At 49.8% G+C, this 19,482-nt stretch carries 19 protein-coding genes and 7 tRNA genes; 1 reads left to right on the plus strand and 25 read right to left on the minus strand.

Annotated features, from left to right (window positions below; translation table 11 throughout):
* Positions 1–1,560: a threonine ammonia-lyase, biosynthetic gene (ilvA, locus tag BZG78_RS11220; RefSeq protein WP_077661253.1), complete on the plus strand. Its 1,560-nt coding sequence runs from the start codon at positions 1–3 to the stop codon at positions 1,558–1,560.
* 45 nt (positions 1,561–1,605) lie between these two features.
* Here the strand turns inward: ilvA and BZG78_RS11225 are convergent, their stop codons facing one another.
* The 25 genes from BZG78_RS11225 to mnmG form a co-directional block, all read right to left on the minus strand.
* Positions 1,606–1,977: a helix-turn-helix transcriptional regulator gene (locus BZG78_RS11225; protein ID WP_021022740.1), complete on the minus strand. Its 372-nt coding sequence runs from the start codon at positions 1,975–1,977 to the stop codon at positions 1,606–1,608.
* 187 nt (positions 1,978–2,164) lie between these two features.
* Positions 2,165–2,536, minus strand: coding sequence for a helix-turn-helix transcriptional regulator (locus tag BZG78_RS11230; RefSeq protein ID WP_021022741.1), 372 nt, complete (start codon positions 2,534–2,536; stop codon positions 2,165–2,167).
* A gap of 279 nt (positions 2,537–2,815) precedes the next feature.
* Positions 2,816–4,651 carry a glutamine--fructose-6-phosphate transaminase (isomerizing) gene (gene glmS, locus BZG78_RS11235; protein WP_077661254.1) on the minus strand — a complete coding sequence of 612 codons (1,836 nt, stop codon included), beginning with the start codon at positions 4,649–4,651 and terminating at the stop codon, positions 2,816–2,818.
* 21 nt (positions 4,652–4,672) lie between these two features.
* Positions 4,673–5,437 carry a DeoR family transcriptional regulator gene (locus tag BZG78_RS11240; RefSeq protein WP_021022743.1) on the minus strand — a complete coding sequence of 255 codons (765 nt, stop codon included), beginning with the start codon at positions 5,435–5,437 and terminating at the stop codon, positions 4,673–4,675.
* Between the two features lie 153 nt (positions 5,438–5,590).
* Positions 5,591–5,675, minus strand: a tRNA-Leu gene (locus tag BZG78_RS11245).
* A gap of 46 nt (positions 5,676–5,721) precedes the next feature.
* Positions 5,722–5,808, minus strand: a tRNA-Leu gene (locus tag BZG78_RS11250).
* A 41-nt stretch (positions 5,809–5,849) separates the two neighbouring features.
* Positions 5,850–5,926 (minus strand) — tRNA-Met (locus BZG78_RS11255).
* 9 nt (positions 5,927–5,935) lie between these two features.
* A tRNA-Gln gene (locus BZG78_RS11260) sits at positions 5,936–6,010 on the minus strand.
* A 39-nt stretch (positions 6,011–6,049) separates the two neighbouring features.
* Positions 6,050–6,134 (minus strand) — tRNA-Leu (locus BZG78_RS11265).
* Positions 6,135–6,176: 42 nt separating this feature from the next.
* A tRNA-Arg gene (locus BZG78_RS11270) sits at positions 6,177–6,253 on the minus strand.
* Positions 6,254–6,255: 2 nt separating this feature from the next.
* Positions 6,256–6,330 (minus strand) — tRNA-Gln (locus tag BZG78_RS11275).
* A 117-nt stretch (positions 6,331–6,447) separates the two neighbouring features.
* Positions 6,448–7,806, minus strand: coding sequence for a bifunctional UDP-N-acetylglucosamine diphosphorylase/glucosamine-1-phosphate N-acetyltransferase GlmU (gene glmU / locus BZG78_RS11280; RefSeq protein WP_077661255.1), 1,359 nt, complete (start codon positions 7,804–7,806; stop codon positions 6,448–6,450).
* A gap of 152 nt (positions 7,807–7,958) precedes the next feature.
* Positions 7,959–8,381, minus strand: coding sequence for a F0F1 ATP synthase subunit epsilon (locus BZG78_RS11285; protein ID WP_077661256.1), 423 nt, complete (start codon positions 8,379–8,381; stop codon positions 7,959–7,961).
* Positions 8,382–8,400: 19 nt separating this feature from the next.
* Positions 8,401–9,804 (minus strand): F0F1 ATP synthase subunit beta, encoded by a 1,404-nt coding sequence (gene atpD, locus BZG78_RS11290; RefSeq protein ID WP_025744735.1) that lies wholly within the window; start codon positions 9,802–9,804, stop codon positions 8,401–8,403.
* A gap of 36 nt (positions 9,805–9,840) precedes the next feature.
* On the minus strand, positions 9,841–10,707 hold the full coding sequence (gene atpG / locus BZG78_RS11295; RefSeq protein WP_025744734.1) for a F0F1 ATP synthase subunit gamma: 867 nt from the start codon (positions 10,705–10,707) through the stop codon (positions 9,841–9,843).
* Positions 10,708–10,754: 47 nt separating this feature from the next.
* Positions 10,755–12,296 carry a F0F1 ATP synthase subunit alpha gene (atpA, locus tag BZG78_RS11300; RefSeq protein ID WP_077461783.1) on the minus strand — a complete coding sequence of 514 codons (1,542 nt, stop codon included), beginning with the start codon at positions 12,294–12,296 and terminating at the stop codon, positions 10,755–10,757.
* 16 nt (positions 12,297–12,312) lie between these two features.
* Complete coding sequence (gene atpH / locus BZG78_RS11305; RefSeq protein ID WP_077461784.1) at positions 12,313–12,846, minus strand: F0F1 ATP synthase subunit delta; 534 nt, start codon at positions 12,844–12,846, stop codon at positions 12,313–12,315.
* A gap of 15 nt (positions 12,847–12,861) precedes the next feature.
* Entirely contained in the window at positions 12,862–13,332 is a 471-nt protein-coding gene (gene atpF, locus BZG78_RS11310; protein ID WP_077461785.1) for a F0F1 ATP synthase subunit B, read from the minus strand.
* Between the two features lie 52 nt (positions 13,333–13,384).
* Complete coding sequence (atpE, locus tag BZG78_RS11315) at positions 13,385–13,636, minus strand: F0F1 ATP synthase subunit C (protein WP_025672872.1); 252 nt, start codon at positions 13,634–13,636, stop codon at positions 13,385–13,387.
* A gap of 70 nt (positions 13,637–13,706) precedes the next feature.
* Positions 13,707–14,495, minus strand: coding sequence for a F0F1 ATP synthase subunit A (atpB, locus tag BZG78_RS11320; RefSeq protein WP_025744730.1), 789 nt, complete (start codon positions 14,493–14,495; stop codon positions 13,707–13,709).
* 8 nt (positions 14,496–14,503) lie between these two features.
* Complete coding sequence (locus BZG78_RS11325) at positions 14,504–14,893, minus strand: F0F1 ATP synthase subunit I (RefSeq protein ID WP_077461786.1); 390 nt, start codon at positions 14,891–14,893, stop codon at positions 14,504–14,506.
* Positions 14,894–15,073: 180 nt separating this feature from the next.
* Positions 15,074–15,964, minus strand: a complete 891-nt coding sequence (locus BZG78_RS11330) for a ParB/RepB/Spo0J family partition protein (RefSeq protein WP_077661257.1) — start codon at positions 15,962–15,964, stop codon at positions 15,074–15,076.
* 8 nt (positions 15,965–15,972) lie between these two features.
* Positions 15,973–16,770 carry a ParA family protein gene (locus tag BZG78_RS11335; protein WP_025744729.1) on the minus strand — a complete coding sequence of 266 codons (798 nt, stop codon included), beginning with the start codon at positions 16,768–16,770 and terminating at the stop codon, positions 15,973–15,975.
* A gap of 13 nt (positions 16,771–16,783) precedes the next feature.
* Positions 16,784–17,410, minus strand: coding sequence for a 16S rRNA (guanine(527)-N(7))-methyltransferase RsmG (gene rsmG / locus BZG78_RS11340; RefSeq protein WP_077647289.1), 627 nt, complete (start codon positions 17,408–17,410; stop codon positions 16,784–16,786).
* 1 nt (position 17,411) lies between these two features.
* On the minus strand, positions 17,412–19,301 hold the full coding sequence (mnmG, locus tag BZG78_RS11345; protein ID WP_077576850.1) for a tRNA uridine-5-carboxymethylaminomethyl(34) synthesis enzyme MnmG: 1,890 nt from the start codon (positions 19,299–19,301) through the stop codon (positions 17,412–17,414).
* Between the last annotated feature and the right edge of the window lie 181 nt (positions 19,302–19,482).

Consider the following 19,482-nt stretch of genomic DNA (forward strand, 5'->3'; position numbering starts at 1 on the left):
ATGCAACAGGCGCAATCTTTACCCGCACAACCGATGGACGGTGCTGATTACCTTAGGGATATCTTGCGCGCGCCTGTTTATGAAGTGGCGATCACCTCGCCACTTCAAACCATGAAACGCTTGTCTGAGCGCTTCGATAACCAGGTGCAGCTCAAACGCGAAGACCGTCAACCGGTTCATTCATTTAAACTGCGTGGCGCGCATAATATGATGGCCCAGTTAACCGACGCGCAAAAGCAAGCCGGTGTGATTGCTGCCTCTGCCGGTAATCATGCACAAGGGGTGGCGTTATCTGGAAGCAAGCTTGGCGTGCAAGCAACCATCGTCATGCCACGTACAACACCGGCGATTAAAGTCGATGCGGTACGCGGCTTTGGCGGCAAAGTGGTGCTATATGGTAATAATTTTGATGACGCCAAAGGCAGAGCACAACAGCTTGCCGATGAGCATGGCTATACCTTTGTTCCGCCCTTTGATCACCCACAGGTGATTGCCGGTCAAGGAACTATCGGTCTTGAGCTAGTGCAACAAAATGGTCATCTCGATTATGTCTTCTTACCCGTCGGGGGCGGAGGCATCGCTGCCGGCGTCGCAGTGCTTATCAAACAACTGATGCCTAATATCAAGGTGATCGGTGTCGAAGCGGAAGACTCGGCCTGTCTGCGCGCGGCGTTAGATGCTGGCTTTCCCGTCACCCTCGATCGGGTTGGAACCTTTGCCGATGGCGTTGCAGTCAAGCGCATCGGCGATGAATCCTTTCGGCTATGCCAGCAATACCTTGATGACAGCATCACGGTGTCCAGTGATGCCATTTGCGCGGCGGTACAAGACATTTTTGAAGACACCCGTGCTATTTCCGAGCCGTCAGGCGCGTTAGCACTGGCTGGACTAAAACACTATGTTGAAAAACATCAGCTAAAAGACAAGCAAATGGCGGCGGTGTTATCCGGTGCCAACACCAACTTTCACTCGCTACGCTACGTCTCTGAACGGGCTGAGCTGGGGGAAAAACGCGAAGGCCTACTTGCCGTCACTATCCCTGAACACACTGGCGCTTTTTTCAATTTCTGTCAGATTTTGGGCGATCGCGCCGTGACTGAGTTTAACTATCGATATGGGGATGAAAACCTGGCGAACATTTTCGTCGGGGTGCGGTTGCTGGGAGGCCAAGAAGAGTTGGATCAGATAATCAAGGATCTACGCCAAGCAGGTTATCCGGTAGAAGATTTATCCGACGATGAAATGGCCAAGGTTCATGTGCGTTACATGATTAGCGGGCGTCCCTCAACCCACCTCCATGAACGCCTGTACAGCTTCGAATTTCCTGAATACCCAGGCGCACTATTGCATTTTTTACAAACACTGGGCACCCACTGGAATATTAGCCTGTTTAACTACCGAAACCATGGCTCAGATTACGGACGTGTTTTATGTGGCTTTGAGATCGGCGACCAAGATTTGCTGGCATTTACCGCGCATTTACGCGAGCTCGGCTATGAATGGAAAGATGAAACGTCGAATCCCGCCTTTCGTTTTTTCCTCTCCCACTCGGCGACATAGACGCCAAATAAGCAAAAGCCCGATAACGTTTATCGGGCTTTTTGTTTATTCGTTTCGCGGCTCGGGCGTCATTGATACGACATACTCAGCAATTGATAGTGCGTTATCCATAACGGTTTGACGCGCAACTTGCGGCAACTGACTCAGCAAGCTGGTTAAGGCGGCCAAATCGTCACGATGAGTGAAGGCAATGTCGCGCTCATCAGACTCACCATGCACGAACCAATTAAAAGGGCGACCGGTGATCTCTGCAATCGTGACCAGCGCTAGAATTTTTGGATCGGTTTTTCCCGATTCCATATCTAGATAGGTTTGCCGCGCGACATTCAAACGCTGCGCCATCTCTACCTGAGTGATTTTACTGAATTCCCGTGCTTCACGGATCCGTTGCGCCATATGCGCGGTCGAAATCACCATGATTCATGCCTCATCTCTGCTACCCGAGCTGTATTAAACAAAAGCCCGTCACAACACCAACCCTGCATTATGCATGGCTCGGTAGGCGTATCATGGTAGCGTACATCGATAGTGTGATGCTGCGCTACGGATGCCTACCTCAGTAAGCAAGCACTTACCCGCATATCTAGTCGGTCAGGCAGTGCTCTTATGCGCGCTGAGCGGCCTTTGAATAGTTCACAAGGAACGACGCCATATTCACGCTTTGATTTAAAATGGCCGTGCGCGCTTCATGGGGTAAACGCGAGAAATGCTCGAGCAAGCGGTTCACATCTTGCTTGTATTGAACATCATGCATCTCAACATCTTCGTCGCCATAGACAAACCACACTAATGGACGTTCAGTCAATTCAGCGATATTGGAAAGCATGCGAACGCGAGGCTCAGTTTTACCGTTTTCGATATCCAAATAAGTCTGACGCGCCACATTGAGTAGTTTGGCCATTTTTACTTGAGTGATGCCTTTCCACTCACGCGCTTCTTTGATGCGTTTTGCTACTTGGGTTTTAGAATCAATCATTGCTTCCTCACTACAACTTATCAATATTTGTCGTTATACCCTGAGTATGCACAATGTAGGCCAGGTTATTAGGCAYCAAATAAAGACTTAAAAATCATATACTTAGATACACACACGACATTCTGTTTATATTTCAAGACGCCATGCCTGAGATTGAATGCAAAATGATTTGCATTTTGCAACAAAGCCTATGCAGATCGCATTTTTACAGCAAAGAAGAAGTAACTGATAAATAATCAACCACGCTCCTAGTCAGAGCGTGGTGATTACTAGGCAGGATTATTCCACCGTCACCGCTTTGGCGAGGTTACGAGGTTGGTCAACGTCCGTGCCTTTAATTAAGGCCACATGATACGACAATTGCTGCATTGGGATGGTGTAGAAAACCGGGGCGATGATGTCATCCACGTGTGGCATGGCGATAATTTTCATGCCTTCTTCCGGTGTAAAGCCGGCATCTTGATCGGCAAACACATAGAGCTGGCCACCACGAGCACGTACTTCTTCAATGTTTGATTTGAGCTTTTCCAACAGCTCATTGTTCGGTGCGATCACAATCACCGGCATGTCAGCATCAATCAGCGCCAATGGGCCATGCTTTAGCTCACCAGCGGCATAGGCCTCAGCGTGAATGTAAGAGATTTCTTTTAGCTTGAGCGCGGCTTCAATAGCAATCGGATAATACTCACCACGGCCAAGGAAGAGCGCATGATGCTTGTCAGCAAAGTCCTGAGCGAGCTGCTCAATCGCTTTATCAAACGTGAGTGCCTGCTCAATGCTAGAGGGGAGATGGTGCAAGGCATCGACAACCTCACGCTCTTTATCACGGCCGATACGCCCTTGCATTTTACCCAGCGCGGTGACCAGCATCAGTAGCGCGGACAGCTGGGTAGTAAAAGCTTTGGTCGATGCAACGCCGATTTCCGTCCCTGCTCGCGTCATAAAGGCTAAGTCAGACTCACGAACCAGTGATGAACCTGCCACATTACAAATAGCCATGGTCGCCATATAACCACGCTCTTTCGCTAAGCGCAGCGCCGCTAACGTATCGGCCGTTTCGCCAGATTGCGATAAGGTAATGAGCACACTGTTGGGACGGGTAACAAACTGGCGATAGCGAAACTCAGAAGCAATCTCGACATCACAGCTAATCCCAGCCAACGACTCAAACCAATAACGCGCCACCATGCCCGCATTATAGGACGTGCCACACGCGATGATTTGAATATGCTGCGCTTTGGCCAAAATATCGCTGGCGCCATTGCCAATCGCATCCACAATCACATGGTCGTTGCCCAAACGGCCTTCCATGGTGTTCGTCAATGCCGTGGGTTGCTCATAGATTTCTTTTTGCATGTAGTGGCGATATTGGCCTTTATCGGCGGCATCGTATTGAGCACTGGCTTCATTCACCTCGCGCTCGACCGGTGTGCCCTCCTGATTATAAATTGTCACCTCGCGGCGAGAGATATCAGCCACATCCCCTTCTTCGAGATAGATAAAGCGACGCGTGACATTGAGCAGCGCAAGCTGATCCGAGGCGAGAAAGTTTTCTCCTACCCCAAGGCCAATCACTAATGGACTGCCCGAGCGCGCGGCAATCAACCGTTCAGGTTGGCGTCTATCCATCACTACGGTGCCGTAAGCCCCTTCAAGCTGATCGACGGTGCGTTGAAATGCATTCAGCAAATCACCACCTTGTTGCATCTCCCAGTCAACTAAGTGAGCGATCACTTCGGTATCGGTTTGCGAATCAAATTGATAGCCACGTGCTTGCAGCTGTTCACGCAATGTCTGATGGTTTTCGATAATGCCATTATGGACCACCGCAATATCATTACCGGACATGTGTGGGTGGGCATTGGCTTCGCTGGGTTCTCCATGGGTGGCCCAACGTGTATGCGCAATCCCCGTTCCCCCGGTCGGATGAGACGCTGCAACAGCATCGGAGAGCGCAGCAACCTTACCCAAACGACGAACGCGGGTTAATTGCCCCTGGTCATCCGTGATCGCAATGCCAGCAGAGTCATAACCGCGGTATTCAAGACGACGTAGGCCTTCCACTAAAATTTCAGCCACATCACGCTGCGCCACAGCGCCTACAATTCCACACATAGTCTTTCCTTATTGGGTTTATCAGGTATCGGCACAGATCACATCTGTCCCCGTTTGTTCGATCGCGCGCTTGAGATCGTCGTCGAGTTGGCTATCGGTGATCAAGGTATCGATGCTGGACCAGGCAAGCTCCAAGTTAGGAATACGGCGACTGATCTTGTCAGATTCGATCATCACCACCACTTCACGCGCGACCTCCGCCATCACCCGTGTCAGACCCGTCATTTCATTAAATGTGGTCGTGCCACGCCCGACATCAATGCCGTCGGCGCCAACAAAGAGCTGATCAAAGTCATAGGCACGTAAGGTTTGTTCGGCTACTTGGCCTTGAAAGGACTCAGAATGGGTATCCCACGTTCCCCCCGTCATTAATAAAGTGGGTTCGTGTTCAAGCTCACGAATCGCATTGGCAACCTGCAATGAGTTAGTCATCACCACTAGACCGCGCTTTTTGTCGAGCAAAGGGATTAAAGCCGCAGTCGTGGTGCCACTATCGACGACGATACGGTTATGATCTCGAATACGCGCCGCCGCAGTATCGGCAATACTTTGCTTTTGCTTCGACACTTTCACCGCCTGCTCCGATACCATTTCTTGCGGTACAGGCACAGCTCCGCCATAACGGCGCAGTAGCAGGCCGTTTTTCTCCAGCTCGGCCAAATCTTTACGGATAGTCACTTCGGAGGTTTCAAAGCGTTGAGAGAGGGCATCAACACTCACCTGCCCTTGCTCTGTTAGCAAGGACACAATGGTGTGACGGCGTTGTTGGGTATTTCGTTTCGACATATAACCACTAAAGTTTCGATTCGAAACTTATGATAAACAAAACAAAACAAAGTTCAAGATGAAGTGGCGAAAAGTATTAGAGGGACCGAGAAGTGTGACTGGCAGATAACAAAAACGAAAAAAGCCCACCAGCTGAAGCTAGTGGGCTTAATATGGTGCGGAAGGAGAGACTTGAACTCTCACACCTTGCGGCGCCAGAACCTAAATCTGGTGCGTCTACCAATTCCGCCACTTCCGCATGTTTTTTATGATAACTCAGCGGGCGGGCTAAGTATCAATTGTCTTGGTGCGGGGGGAGGGACTTGAACCCTCACGTCCTTTCGGACACTAGCACCTGAAGCTAGCGCGTCTACCAATTCCGCCACCGCCGCAAACCGGTGTGATTCACTGCATCTGCAATAAATCAGAATAATGGTGGCTACGACGGGATTCGAACCTGTGACCCCATCATTATGAGTGATGTGCTCTAACCAACTGAGCTACGTAGCCGACCTAAAGTGGCTGGGGTACCAGGATTCGAACCTGGGAATGACGAGATCAAAACCCGTTGCCTTACCGCTTGGCGATACCCCAATTTTTCATGCCGCTTTACAGCCACATGTCTTTAATAAATGGTGCGGAAGGAGAGACTTGAACTCTCACACCTTGCGGCGCCAGAACCTAAATCTGGTGCGTCTACCAATTCCGCCACTTCCGCTTTCCAAGTTGTTCATCTCACTTCATGGTAGTCGAAGAAAGATGGCGCGTCCGGGAGGATTCGAACCTCCGACCGCCTGGTTCGTAGCCAGGTACTCTATCCAGCTGAGCTACGGACGCGTTGGCTGGGGTACCAGGATTCGAACCTGGGAATGACGAGATCAAAACCCGTTGCCTTACCGCTTGGCGATACCCCAACTGAGGCGCGCATAATAGGCTGGTTTTTATCGGGAGTCAATACCTGATTTTACCAACCGCACAACTTTTCGCCTATCAAGCTAAAAAGCCGCTGTGCGCGCTCAATAGTCAGTATTCTACTTTTTTTTCGGCCGTTGCCAAGCCTCAATTGTCCTTGGTTTGGCGCGAGTGATGATTAGTTGACCATCCGCGACATCTTTACTGATGGTACTGCCCGCGCCAACGGTGACCCCTTCACCAATCACCACCGGGGCGACGAGCTGAGAGTCCGATCCAATAAAGGCATTATCTTTAATCACGGTTTTATGTTTATTGGCACCATCGTAATTACAGGTGATCACGCCAGCGCCGATATTCACGCCGCATCCCACCTCAGTATCACCAAGATACGTCAGGTGGTTGGCTTTAGAGCCTTCGCCAAGTTGGCTTTTTTTCATTTCCACGAAGTTACCCACATGGGCATTGCGTGCCATTTCAGCGCCGGGACGTAGCCGCGTAAACGGCCCAACCGTGCAGTCTTCCCCGACGCTAGCACCTTCCACCACGCTATAAGGGCGAATTAAGGTGTTGTCATCAATCTCGCAATCAATCAGTACGCTTCCGGCCCCGATAGTGACGTTATCACCCAAGGTCACACTGCCTTCGATGATGACGTTGGCATCAATGGTGACATCTCGGCCACATTGCAACTGGCCGCGTAGATCAAAGCGCGCCGGATCGGTAAGCATGACGCCGCTCAGTAGCAGTTGCTCGGCTTGCATTTTTTGATACTCACGCTCAAGACGAGAGAGCTGCAGGCGGTTATTGACGCCTTCGACTTCGACAGCATTGACGGGGTGAACCGCTTGAATAGCCCGGCCTTGTTGATGCGCCAGCGCAATCACATCCGTAAGGTAAAACTCGCCTTGGGCATTATTATTGTCTAGCTGCGACAACCAATGACGTAGGTCTCGTCCTGTTGCCACCAATACGCCGGTGTTAATTTCGGTGATCGAAAGCTGACTGTCAGTCGCATCTTTTTGCTCGACAATCGCGACCACTTCCCCTTTTTCACGCACAATACGACCGTAACCGGTTGGATCGTCCTGATGCACAGTTAACAGCCCAATCCCGCCCTCTGGCTGCCCTTCTAGCAAACGCGTTAAGGTTTGCTCTGAAATTAAGGGCACATCGCCATAGAGCACCAACACTTGCTCATCATCGGCGAAATGTGGCGCAGCTTGTTGCACTGCATGGCCTGTCCCGAGCTGCTCGGCTTGTAAGCACCAATTCACCGGCGAGTGAGCTAACACACGCTGCATGGTTTCACCACCATGGCCATACACTAAATGAATTTGCGAAGCGCCGAGGCCATGGCAGGTATCAATCACATGTTCAACCATTGGTTTACCAGCCAATGTGTGAAGCACTTTAGGGGTTTGAGAATACATGCGCGTGCCCTTACCGGCCGCGAGAATAACCGCACTGTATTGCATAGTCTTTCCGTGATGAGGGTTGATTTGAATAAATAATGAGGCTCAGTGTAACGCTTTTTGGTGGTAAGACGCACCTAGCAGATATCACGTCGCGCGGCACATAAAAAAAGCGACGCCGAAGCGTCGCTTATATTCTTACCGTAAGTGCCTGATTAACGCTTGTGTTTGGTCAGCTCGATCACTCGAAGCTTCGCAACCGCTTTAGCCAGGTCACTGGCCGCTTGAGCAAAGTCGACGTCTTTATGCTGATTATGGATTTTATCCTCAGCGCGACGCTTCGCTTCTTCTGCCTTGGCTTGGTCTAGCTCTTCACCACGAATTGCCGTATCAGCCAGTACAGTGACTGTACTAGGCTGAACTTCAAGCGTGCCGCCAGAAAGATAAATGATCTCTTCGCTACCGCCTTGCTTGACGATACGCACCATGCCCGGCGTGATAGCGGTCAGCAGCGGTGTGTGTCCTGCGTGAATACCCAGTTCACCTTCGCTACCGGTCACCTGAATATGCTCGGCACGGCCAGAGAACAATCGTCGCTCTGCACTGACCACATCCAGATGGAAGGTTATCGCTGCCATATCGCCTCCTACTCAAGCCTTACAGGTTTTTCGCTTTTTCGAGTACTTCGTCGATGCTACCGCAGTACAGGAAAGCCTGCTCTGGAATATCATCGTACTCGCCACTGAGCAGGCCTTTGAAGCTTGCAATAGTATCTTTCAGCGAAACATAAACACCTGGTTGGCCGGTGAACACTTCAGCGACGTGGTAAGGTTGAGTCAAGAAACGTTCAATCTTACGTGCACGTGCAACCGTTAGCTTATCTTCTTCAGATAGCTCATCCATACCCAGAATAGCAATAATGTCTTTCAGCTCTTTATAGCGCTGAAGCACAGATTGCACACCACGTGCCATATCATAGTGGTCTTGACCTACCACCAAGGGGTCCAACATACGTGATGTCGAATCCAATGGGTCGATCGCTGGGTACATACCCATAGACGCGATGTTACGTGACAATACAACCGTTGCATCCAAGTGGGCAAAGGTGGTGGCTGGTGACGGGTCAGTCAAGTCATCCGCTGGCACGTAAACCGCCTGTACGGAAGTAATCGAACCAGTACGGGTAGACGTGATCCGCTCTTGCAATACACCCATCTCTTCAGCGAGCGTTGGCTGATAACCTACTGCTGATGGCATACGACCCAACAGTGCAGATACCTCAGTACCGGCAAGGGTATAGCGATAGATGTTGTCGATGAACAGTAGAACATCACGGCCATCATCACGGAATTTTTCCGCCATGGTTAGACCGGTCAGTGCGACACGCAGGCGGTTACCTGGTGGCTCGTTCATCTGACCATACACCATGGCCACTTTTGACTCTTCAGGGTTTTCGATATTAACAACACCCGCTTCCTGCATTTCGTAGTAGAAGTCGTTACCCTCACGAGTACGCTCCCCTACACCAGCAAATACAGACAGACCTGAGTGTTGCAGTGCGATGTTGTTGATAAGCTCCATCATGTTGACGGTTTTACCAACACCCGCACCACCGAACAAACCGATTTTACCGCCTTTCGCAAACGGGCAGATAAGGTCGATAACCTTAACACCGGTTTCCAAAAGCTCAGTGGAATTCGATTGTTCTTCGTAAGTTGGCGCTTCACGGTGAATCGAGTAGCGCTCTTTTTCACCAAGATCGCCACGCTCATCAATTGCATCACCCAGAACGTTGACGATACGTCCTAGCGTTGCTTCCCCAACAGGGACTTGGATTGCAGCCCCTGAGTTTTCTACTTCGATTCCACGACGCAGACCATCAGATGAGCCCATAGCGATAGCACGAATTACGCCACCACCTAGCTGCTGCTGAACTTCCAACACCAGACGCTCGCCTTCACGTTTCACATTCAACGCATCATATACCTTAGGCACTGCGTCTTGTGGAAACTCTACGTCGACTACCGCACCGATGATCTGAACGATCTTACCTGTAGCCATCGTTATTCCTCTAAACTAGTTCGTTAACCTTTGCCTTTACACCGCACTTGCGCCAGAAACAATCTCTGACAGCTCTTGGGTGATCGCAGCCTGACGGGCTTTGTTGTACACCAACTGCAGATCATCAATCAGATTACCTGCATTGTCGGTCGCAGCTTTCATCGCCACCATACGCGCCGCTTGCTCACTGGCGAGGTTTTCCACCACACCTTGATACACTTGTGACTCGGCATAGCGAACCAACAAAGTATCGAGCAAGGGCTTCGGCTCAGGCTCATAGATATAATCCCAAGCGTGGCTAGTCTGCATATCCTCGTCGTCTGACTTGGGCAAAGGCAGCAATTGATCGATCACTGGGGTCTGCACCATGGTGTTCTCAAATTTATTGAAAACAACATATAAGCGGTCCAGCTCACCTTCATTGTATTTTTTCAGCATCACCCCGACCGTACCGATCAGGTCTTCCAGTACGGGGGTATCCCCCAAACCAGAGGTTTGTGCGACTACATTTCCGCCGTAATTGTTAAAGAAAGCGGTCGCTTTCGCCCCGACCAATGCCATATCGATCTCAGCACCTTTGTGGGTCCAGCTTTCCATATCTGTGATGACATTTTTGAACAGGTTAATGTTCAAGCCACCACACAATCCGCGGTCAGTAGAAATGATGATGTAACCAACGCGCTTGGCTTCCCGCTCTTCCAAATAAGGATGACGGTACTCCAAGTTACCCAGTGCAAGATGACCGATCACTTTGCGCATAGTGACAGCATATGGACGTGACGACTCCATGGCTTCTTGCGTTTTACGCATTTTGGAGGCTGCCACCATTTCCATCGCTTTAGTGATCTTCTGTGTGTTTTTCACACTTCCGATCTTAGTACGAATCTCTTTTGCGCCGGCCATAGTTACTCTCCGTTAGTGGGTGACCACCTAAGTGGCCACCTACAATGTTACCAAGTCTGGGTCGCTTTGAAGTCGTCCAACAGCTTTTTCAGCTGTGCTTCAACGTCATCGTTGTAAGCACCAGACTCATCAATCTGAGCAGCTAGGTCGGCATACTGCGCCTTCGCAAAGGCGAGCAGAGATTGCTCAAAGTCACCGATCTTGTTCAGCTCAACGTCTTCCAAGTAGCCTTTTTCAGCCGCAAAAATAACCATGGCCTGCTCAAAGACAGACATTGGCGCATATTGCATCTGCTTCATCAGCTCGGTCACTTTCTGACCGTGATCCAATTGCTTCTTGGTTGCGTCATCCAGATCCGATGAGAACTGAGCAAATGCAGCAAGCTCACGATATTGTGCCAAGGCTGTACGAATACCGCCTGACAGTTTTTTCATGATCTTAGTTTGCGCAGAGCCACCGACACGAGAGACCGAGATACCTGGGTCAACCGCGGGACGGATACCGGCGTTGAACAGCTCAGTTTGCAGGAAGATCTGACCATCGGTGATCGAGATAACGTTGGTCGGTACGAATGCAGACACGTCACCCGCTTGGGTTTCAATGATAGGCAAGGCGGTTAATGAACCGGTTTTACCTTTCACTTCACCTTTGGTGAACTCTTCGACATAGTGCGCGTTTACACGTGCAGCTCGCTCAAGAAGACGTGAGTGCAAGTAGAAAACGTCACCCGGGAAGGCTTCACGGCCTGGTGGACGACGTAGCAGCAGCGAGATCTGACGATATGCAACAGCCTGCTTAGACAGGTCATCGTAAACAATCAGCGCATCTTCACCGCGGTCACGGAAATACTCGCCCATTGCACAACCTGAGTAAGGCGCAAGGTATTGCAATGCTGCCGCTTCAGACGCTGAAGCCACCACGACAATGGTGTTTTTCAGTGCATCATGCTCTTCCAACTTGCGAACTACGTTGGCAATGGTTGAGGCTTTTTGACCAATCGCGACATAAATAGAGTAGATACCAGAGTTTTTCTGGTTAATGATCGCATCGATCGCCAACGCGGTTTTACCGGTTTGGCGGTCACCGATGATCAGCTCACGCTGGCCTCGGCCGATAGGGATCATTGAGTCAACCGCTTTATAGCCGGTTTGAACAGGTTGATCGACCGATTGACGAGCGATAACGCCCGGCGCAATCACTTCGACAGGCGAAGTGGTTTCGGTTTCGATCGGTCCTTTACCGTCGATTGGCTCACCCAAGGTGTTCACCACACGACCTAACAGTTCAGGACCCGTCGGTACTTCAAGAATGCGACCAGTACCGGTGACTTTCATGCCTTCTTGTAGATCCGAATACGGACCCATCACAACCGCACCTACAGAGTCACGCTCAAGGTTTAATGCTAGCGCATAACGGTTACCAGGCAGTTCAATCATTTCCCCTTGCATCGCATCAGCAAGGCCATGGATACGAATAATACCGTCGCTGACTGACACGATGGTACCTTCGTTACGCGCTTCACTCACAACGTCGAATTTTTCGATGCGTTGTTTGATCAGATCGCTAATTTCCGTGGAATTAAGTTGCATGCTCCAATTCCCCAAATCAAGACTGCAATGCATCGCTCAGGCGGCGCATACGGCCACTTACTGAGTTATCGATGACCAAGTCTCCAGCTCGAATAATAACCCCGGCAACCAGGGCTTCGTCTACACTACAGTTCAGCTTTACTTTGCGCTCAAAACGCGTCATTAGCTTTTCACTGATGGCTTGTTGTTGCTCTTCGGAAAGAGCCGTCGCTGACGTGACTTGCACATCAACTTCTTTTTCCAATTCCGCGCGCATGGCGAGAAACTGTTCACAAACCTCAGGAAGCGCTTTTAGACGCTTGTTTTCCGCCATCATTTTAATCAAATTTTGGCCGAAATCGTTGAGCTGATCGCCACCCACTGTGATGAAAATATCTGCTAATTTCTCGGCAGAGTAGGACGCGTCTAACATATGTTTTACGCGCTCATCACGGGCAATCTCAGCAGTAAAGGCAAGCATTTCAGCCCATTGGACTAACTCGCCTTTTTCTACCGCAAAATCAAAGGCTGCTTTCGCGTAGGGGCGAGCGAGTGTTGTCAGTTCAGACATTGCTGCCCCTCCTTGTTACAGTTCTGCAGTGATTTTATCGAGAAGATCTTTATGCGCGTTCTGGTCAATAGAACGCTCAATAATTTTCTCGGCACCAATAACAGCGAGCGATGCGACTTGCTTACGCAGCTCATCGCGTGCACGGTTACGCTCTGCTTCCAACTCGGCCTTACCCTGGTTTAGGATATTGTCGCGCTCAGCAGCCGCTTCGACACGTGCCTCATCGAGGATTTGTGCTTTGCGTTTGTTGGCCTGCTCGATAATGTCAGTTGCATTGCGCTTCGCTTCTTTCAATTGATCAGAAGCGTTCGCCTGGGCTAAATCCAGGTCTTTGGCGGCGCGATCAGCCGCCGCGAGACCGTCAGCGATTTTTTTCTGACGCTCTTCAATCGCTTGCATCAATGGTGGCCATACATATTTCATGCAGAACCACACAAAGATAGTGAACGCGATTGCCTGGCCTAGCAGAGTTGCGTTGATATTCACAACGGCGCCTCCTTAATCATAAGCTAAAGGGTCTGTTCAGCTATTAGCCAGTTTACAGTTGACCTACGAATGGGTTCGCGAACGTGAACAGCAGTGCAATTACGATACCGATCATTGGAACCGCATCAAGAAGACCCGCGATGATGAACATCTTAACTTGCAGCATAGGAGCCATCTCAGGTTGACGTGCTGCACCTTCAAGGAATTTACCACCCAGCAGGGCGAAACCAATCGCAGTACCAAGGGAAGCAAGACCTACAATGATGCCCACGGCAATTGCAGAAAAGCTCAATAAAGTTTCCATCACTATCTCCAGTTTTCGTTGTCGGCTATAAGCCAATAATGACTAACAAATTGCTTTCTAAAAAATGTCATCAATGATCTGAGTCTTCGTGCGCCTGCGAGAGATACACGACGGTCAACATCATAAAGACAAAGGCTTGAATCGTAATGACTAGAATGTGGAAAATTGCCCACGGCACAGAACCCAGCCATTGCGCCCACCACGGCAGTAACGCCGCGATAAGAATAAATACCACCTCACCGGCAAACATGTTACCGAACAGACGCATCCCAAGAGAAATAGGCTTCGCCAGTAACGAAACTATCTCCAACAGGAGGTTGAACGGAATCATGATCGGGTGATTAAACGGGTGTAACGCTAGCTCTTTAGCAAAGCCACCGATACCCTTTATCTTGATGCTGTAAAAAATCATCAAGAAGAACACGCCCAGCGCCATTGCAAGGGTGATATTTACGTCTGCAGTTGGAACCACTTTTAAATATGGAATACCCAACCAGTGTTCCGCCGGATAAGGAAGAAAATCGATAGGAATTAAGTCCATCGTATTCATCAGGAATATCCAGACGAAGATAGTCAGGGCCAAAGGTGCGATCAGCGGATTGCGTCCATGGAAGGTTTCGCGGACATTGTCATCAACGAATTCAACCAAGATTTCGACAAAACACTGAAGCTTACCCGGGACACCTGTCGATGCTTTCTTTGCCACTGATCGGAAAATGCCTAAGAAGACGATACCGATGAGGACAGAGAAAAACAGGCTATCAATATGAACCGCCCAAAACCCCTCACCGCTTGACAAGTGTGTCAGGTGGTGAGTGATGTAGCTAGACGGTGTAAGCGCATCACCTGACGCAGCCATAACTCATCCTATTTGTTGTTGTTAATGAATAAAACTGGCGCAAAGATATTAATCCCTAATGCCAGCAAATAGGCCAGTTTGAGGGGAACAAGTTCCACCTCGACATACAGGTAAGCAAGGACAAACAGGACGACGGTCAGTGAAATTTTTAAGACTTCACCGCCAAAGAAGGACGCGACCACAAATTTTGCAGCTCTTGCCCCACTAAAGAGGAAAGCACACGACGCAAACACAGCATTGGCTATCACAAAGATACCCCCACCGATTAACGCGGATTTTCCCCAGTCGACATTGATAGCAAGTGCCATCAAGATTGCCGTTGCTAATACGACGCCAGCCTGCAAAAGCACCAATTTTGTCGCGATTTCACGACCCGGCCGCGCGAGCGTCGATACCATGTATTTGTTCCTCGATTCCGTTCCACTTAGCACTGTTGCCGTGCTGGGAAAACAGCAAAAATTATACGTTTCGCCCCGACTAATGCAATCGCATCAATGTAAAAAAGCAGGGAAAATTTTACAACAGCGTAACCTGATCACAGTAAGCACTTTTATGTAACAAAAAGCGACTGGCATAAGTCACATTTCTTCGTCGAAAATTGCAAGAATTTGCGCTAACTTTTCAGATTCTTCGAAATTAATCACTAATTTCCCACTGCCGTTTTTCTGTTGTGTTAAAGCGACACTCACGCCAAATTTATCGCCTAGGCGTTGCTGAAGGGCTTCAACTTCAGGTGATAATTTAGGCTTTTTCGCTTCAACTGGTGGCGAAAGCATTTTTTTTACCAGTTTTTCTATTTGGCGAACCGTCATTTTCTTATTGACCGCAGTCAAAGCTGCATCAATTTGTACGTCGCCTTCCAGTGCCAGCAAGGCACGTGCGTGGCCCATTTCGAGTTGTTTGTTAAGCAGCAATTGCCGCACCCCGGATTCCAAACCATTTAACCGAAGTAGGTTACTAATAGTGGTCCGAGACTTTCCCAGTGACTCAGCAAGCTGTTGGTGAGTCAGTTCAAATTCATCCACTAAGCGCGCCAATGCCTGCGCTTCTTCCATGGCATTCAAGTTTTCGCGTTGAATGTTTTCAATTAAAGCGACCGCGCTCGCGACCTTATTGCTCATTTCTCGTACCAAACAAGGGACTTGCTTTAATCCTGCTTGTTTAGCGGCTCGCCAACGACGTTCACCGGCGATGATCTCATAGCGTCCCGCCGCGATCTGACGCACGACTAAAGGTTGAATCACACCTTGAGCGCGAATTGACTCCGTCAGTTCTTCCAGTGCGTCTTCAGCCATGCCTTGGCGCGGCTGATACTGACCCGGCTCCAGCACGGTGACCGATAACTGTTGTAATTCGCTATTGCTGGTATCGGTCGATTCAGGGACCACTGTTTGTGAAGACTGTGCCTGTGCACTGGTCGCCAATAGGGCGTCGAGGCCCTTTCCAAGCCCGCGTTTCGCTGAATTCATTGTTTTCCTCAGGCATTGACAGCGTCTGGCGAGGAGCGAGCTTGCTCTTCGCGACGCAGAATTTCACCCGCAAGGGCGAGGTAGGCTTTAGCACCGCTCGATAGTTTGTCGTAGTACATGGCGGGTCGGCCATGACTTGGCGCTTCCGCGAGCCGCACATTGCGGGGAATCACTGTACGATACACCTTATCACCGAAGTGTTTTTTGATCTGATCCGATACTTCGGTCGCTAATCGGTTTCTTGGGTCGTACATAGTGCGCAAGACACCTTCAACGTGAAGGTCGGCGTTCACCACGCTTGCCAGCTTGCTAATGGTATCCATTAAAGCAGTCAGTCCTTCCAGGGCAAAGTACTCACATTGCATCGGGACAAGAACGGAATTAGCCGCAGTCATCGCATTGATGGTCAGAAGGTTCAGGGAAGGGGGACAGTCAATAAAAATATAATCATAACGGTCAACGACAGTCTCGAGCATCGTGCGTAGACGAACCTCTCGAGCGAACACTTCCATGAGTTTTATTTCTGCTGCTGTCACATCACCGTTGGCAGCGACAAGGTGATAACTTCCCGCCGTATTTTCAACCACAACTTGTTCGAACGGTGTTTCTTCAATGAGTAGGTCATAGGCCGTTGCATGGACATCGTACTTATCGATGCCACTCGCCATGGTCGCATTGCCTTGTGGGTCCAAATCGATCAGTAGTACCTTGCGATTGGTGGCAGCCAGTGATGCTGCGAGATTGACACTCGTGGTGGTTTTACCCACGCCGCCCTTTTGGTTTGCTACCGCGATAACTTTACCCACGTGCTTTCGACCTCTACTCGTTACTCTTAGCTCTCAAGATTACTAGATGACGCGCCCCTTCCAATCCCGGTACCTTCAAAGCTTTGATATCGGTCACAGAACAATCAGCAGGAAGCGCATCAATTTCTTGTTGGTCCACTTGTCCTTTCAACGCATAGAAGCATCCTTGCGCATGCGGTAAGTGGTGACACCAGCTCACCATGTCGCTCATCGATGCAAAGGCGCGACTGAGTACAGCATCAAATCCATGCTCAGGGGTAAAGTCTTCCACCCGACTTTGGACCGGGGTCACATTTGTCAGCCCAAGTTCGTGAAGAACTTGGCGAATAAAACGAATCCGTTTACCCAAACTGTCCAATAGGGTGAACTGTTTGTCCGGATTAGCAATGGCCAATGGGATGCCTGGTAGTCCCGGTCCTGTGCCGACATCGATAAACTGTTGGCCTTTGAGGTGGGGCGAGACAACGAGACTATCAAGAATATGTTTCACCACCATGTCGTCAGGATGACGGACCGAGGTTAAATTGTAAGCTTTATTCCATTTGTGCAGCAGACGCACGTAGTCCAGTAACTGCTGTTGCTGTTGTGCTGACAGGACAAGGCCAGCTTGCGCCAGCCCATATTCGAGTTGTTGTTCCATTTTATGCCCCTTTTTTCAGCATGCCTTGCTTTTTCAAATGGACAAGCAAAATGGAGATCGCCGCCGGCGTGACGCCAGAGATACGTGAAGCTTTACCCACGGTTTCAGGGCGCGCATCGGCGAGCTTACCTTTCACTTCGTTCGATAAACCTTTTATGTGGTCGTAATCGAGATCAGTGGGTAATTCGGTATTTTCATGACGTTGTGATTTAGCAATTTCATCTTGCTGACGGTCAATATATCCCGCATATTTCACCTGAATTTCCACCTGTTCACTGGCTTGCTGATCCGCATGAGCCGGTTCAAAACTTGGCAATGTCACAATATCGCGATACCGCAACTCAGGACGACGCAGGAGATCTTCGCCATTCGCTTCGCGTGTTAACGGTGTTTTGAGCATCGCGTTCAGTGCTGCCACATCGTCAGAATGGGGATGGATCCATGTGCCACGTAACCGTTGACGCTCTTGCTCCATGTTTTCCATTTTCTGGTTAAAACGCGCCCAGCGCGTATCATCGACCAAACCGAGCTCACGGCCTTTTTCCGTCAAACGCATATCCGCATTATCTTCACGCAGCAATAGGCGATACTCAGCACGCGACGTAAACATACGGTAGGGCTCTTGCGTGCCCATGGTAGAGAGATCATCAATCAATACGCCCATATACGCTTGGTCGCGACGCGGGCTCCAACCGTCTTTGCCTTGTGCTTGCAGCGCCGCGTTACATCCTGCCAGCAACCCTTGAGCCCCCGCTTCTTCATAGCCGGTGGTGCCGTTGATTTGTCCGGCAAAGAATAACCCGCTAATAAATTTGGTTTCTAGTGTTTGCTTAAGATCGCGAGGATCGAAAAAGTCATACTCGATCGCATAACCTGGGCGGATCACTTTGGCGTTTTCAAAGCCTTTGATCGATTGAATGATCCCCATCTGCACATCAAACGGTAAGCTGGTGGAAATACCATTTGGATACAGCTCATTGCTGGTTAGCCCTTCAGGTTCAACAAAGATCTGATGTTTGTCTTTGTCGGCAAAGCGCATCACTTTGTCTTCAATCGATGGGCAATAGCGTGGACCAATCCCTTCAATGACACCGGCATACATTGGGCTTCGAGATAAGTTTTCTCGAATCACGTCATGGGTTTTTTCATTGGTATACGTGATATAGCAAGGCATTTGTTGAGGATGTTGACTGACATCGCCCATAAACGAAAAGACCGGACGTGGTGTATCACCATGTTGGGTTTGCATCACAGAGAAATCGACTGAACGCGCATCGATACGCGGTGGCGTTCCCGTTTTTAAACGATCGACGCGAAACGGCAGTGCACGTAGGCGATCGGCGAGCTTGTTCGACGGTGGATCTCCAGCGCGCCCTCCGGAGTAGTTATCCATACCAATATGGATTTTTCCACCTAAAAAGGTACCGACAGTCAACACCACAGTGGTTGCGCTGAATTTCAGTCCCATTTCTGTTTCTACCCCAGTGACGCGATCCTGATCGACGATCAAATCCACCACGGCTTGTTGGAAAAGGGATAGGTGTGGCGTGTTTTCCAGGGTATGGCGGATTGCCGCTTTGTACAACGCACGATCAGCTTGTGCTCGTGTTGCTCGTACTGCGGGTCCTTTCGACGCGTTCAGGGTTCTAAACTGGATCCCGCCTTTGTCGATAGCTTGCGCCATCGCACCGCCTAGGGCATCAATTTCTTTTACCAGGTGTCCTTTCCCGATCCCGCCAATCGCAGGGTTACACGACATTTGTCCCAAAGTGTCGATATTATGGGTTAATAACAACGTTCTTTGATTCATTCGAGCGGCGGCTAGTGCTGCCTCGGTACCAGCATGGCCACCACCCACAACGATGACGTCAAAGTGATCCTGGTAAAACATGATTAAAGCCTCAACCTGGTTAAGTGTTTGCGCATGAACTAAGCAAAAGGGGCGACATTCTAGCGCTTTTTCTCTCAACAAGGAACCAAACCTTGATCCTGATCWTCTTAAGGCTTTCGCTTTATATATATAAGATCTTTATATAGATCCTTTATTAGATCTACTACTAAGGAAGCGGATC

The organism is Salinivibrio sp. MA351, from assembly GCF_001996065.1.
GTDB lineage: Bacteria > Pseudomonadota > Gammaproteobacteria > Enterobacterales > Vibrionaceae > Salinivibrio > Salinivibrio costicola.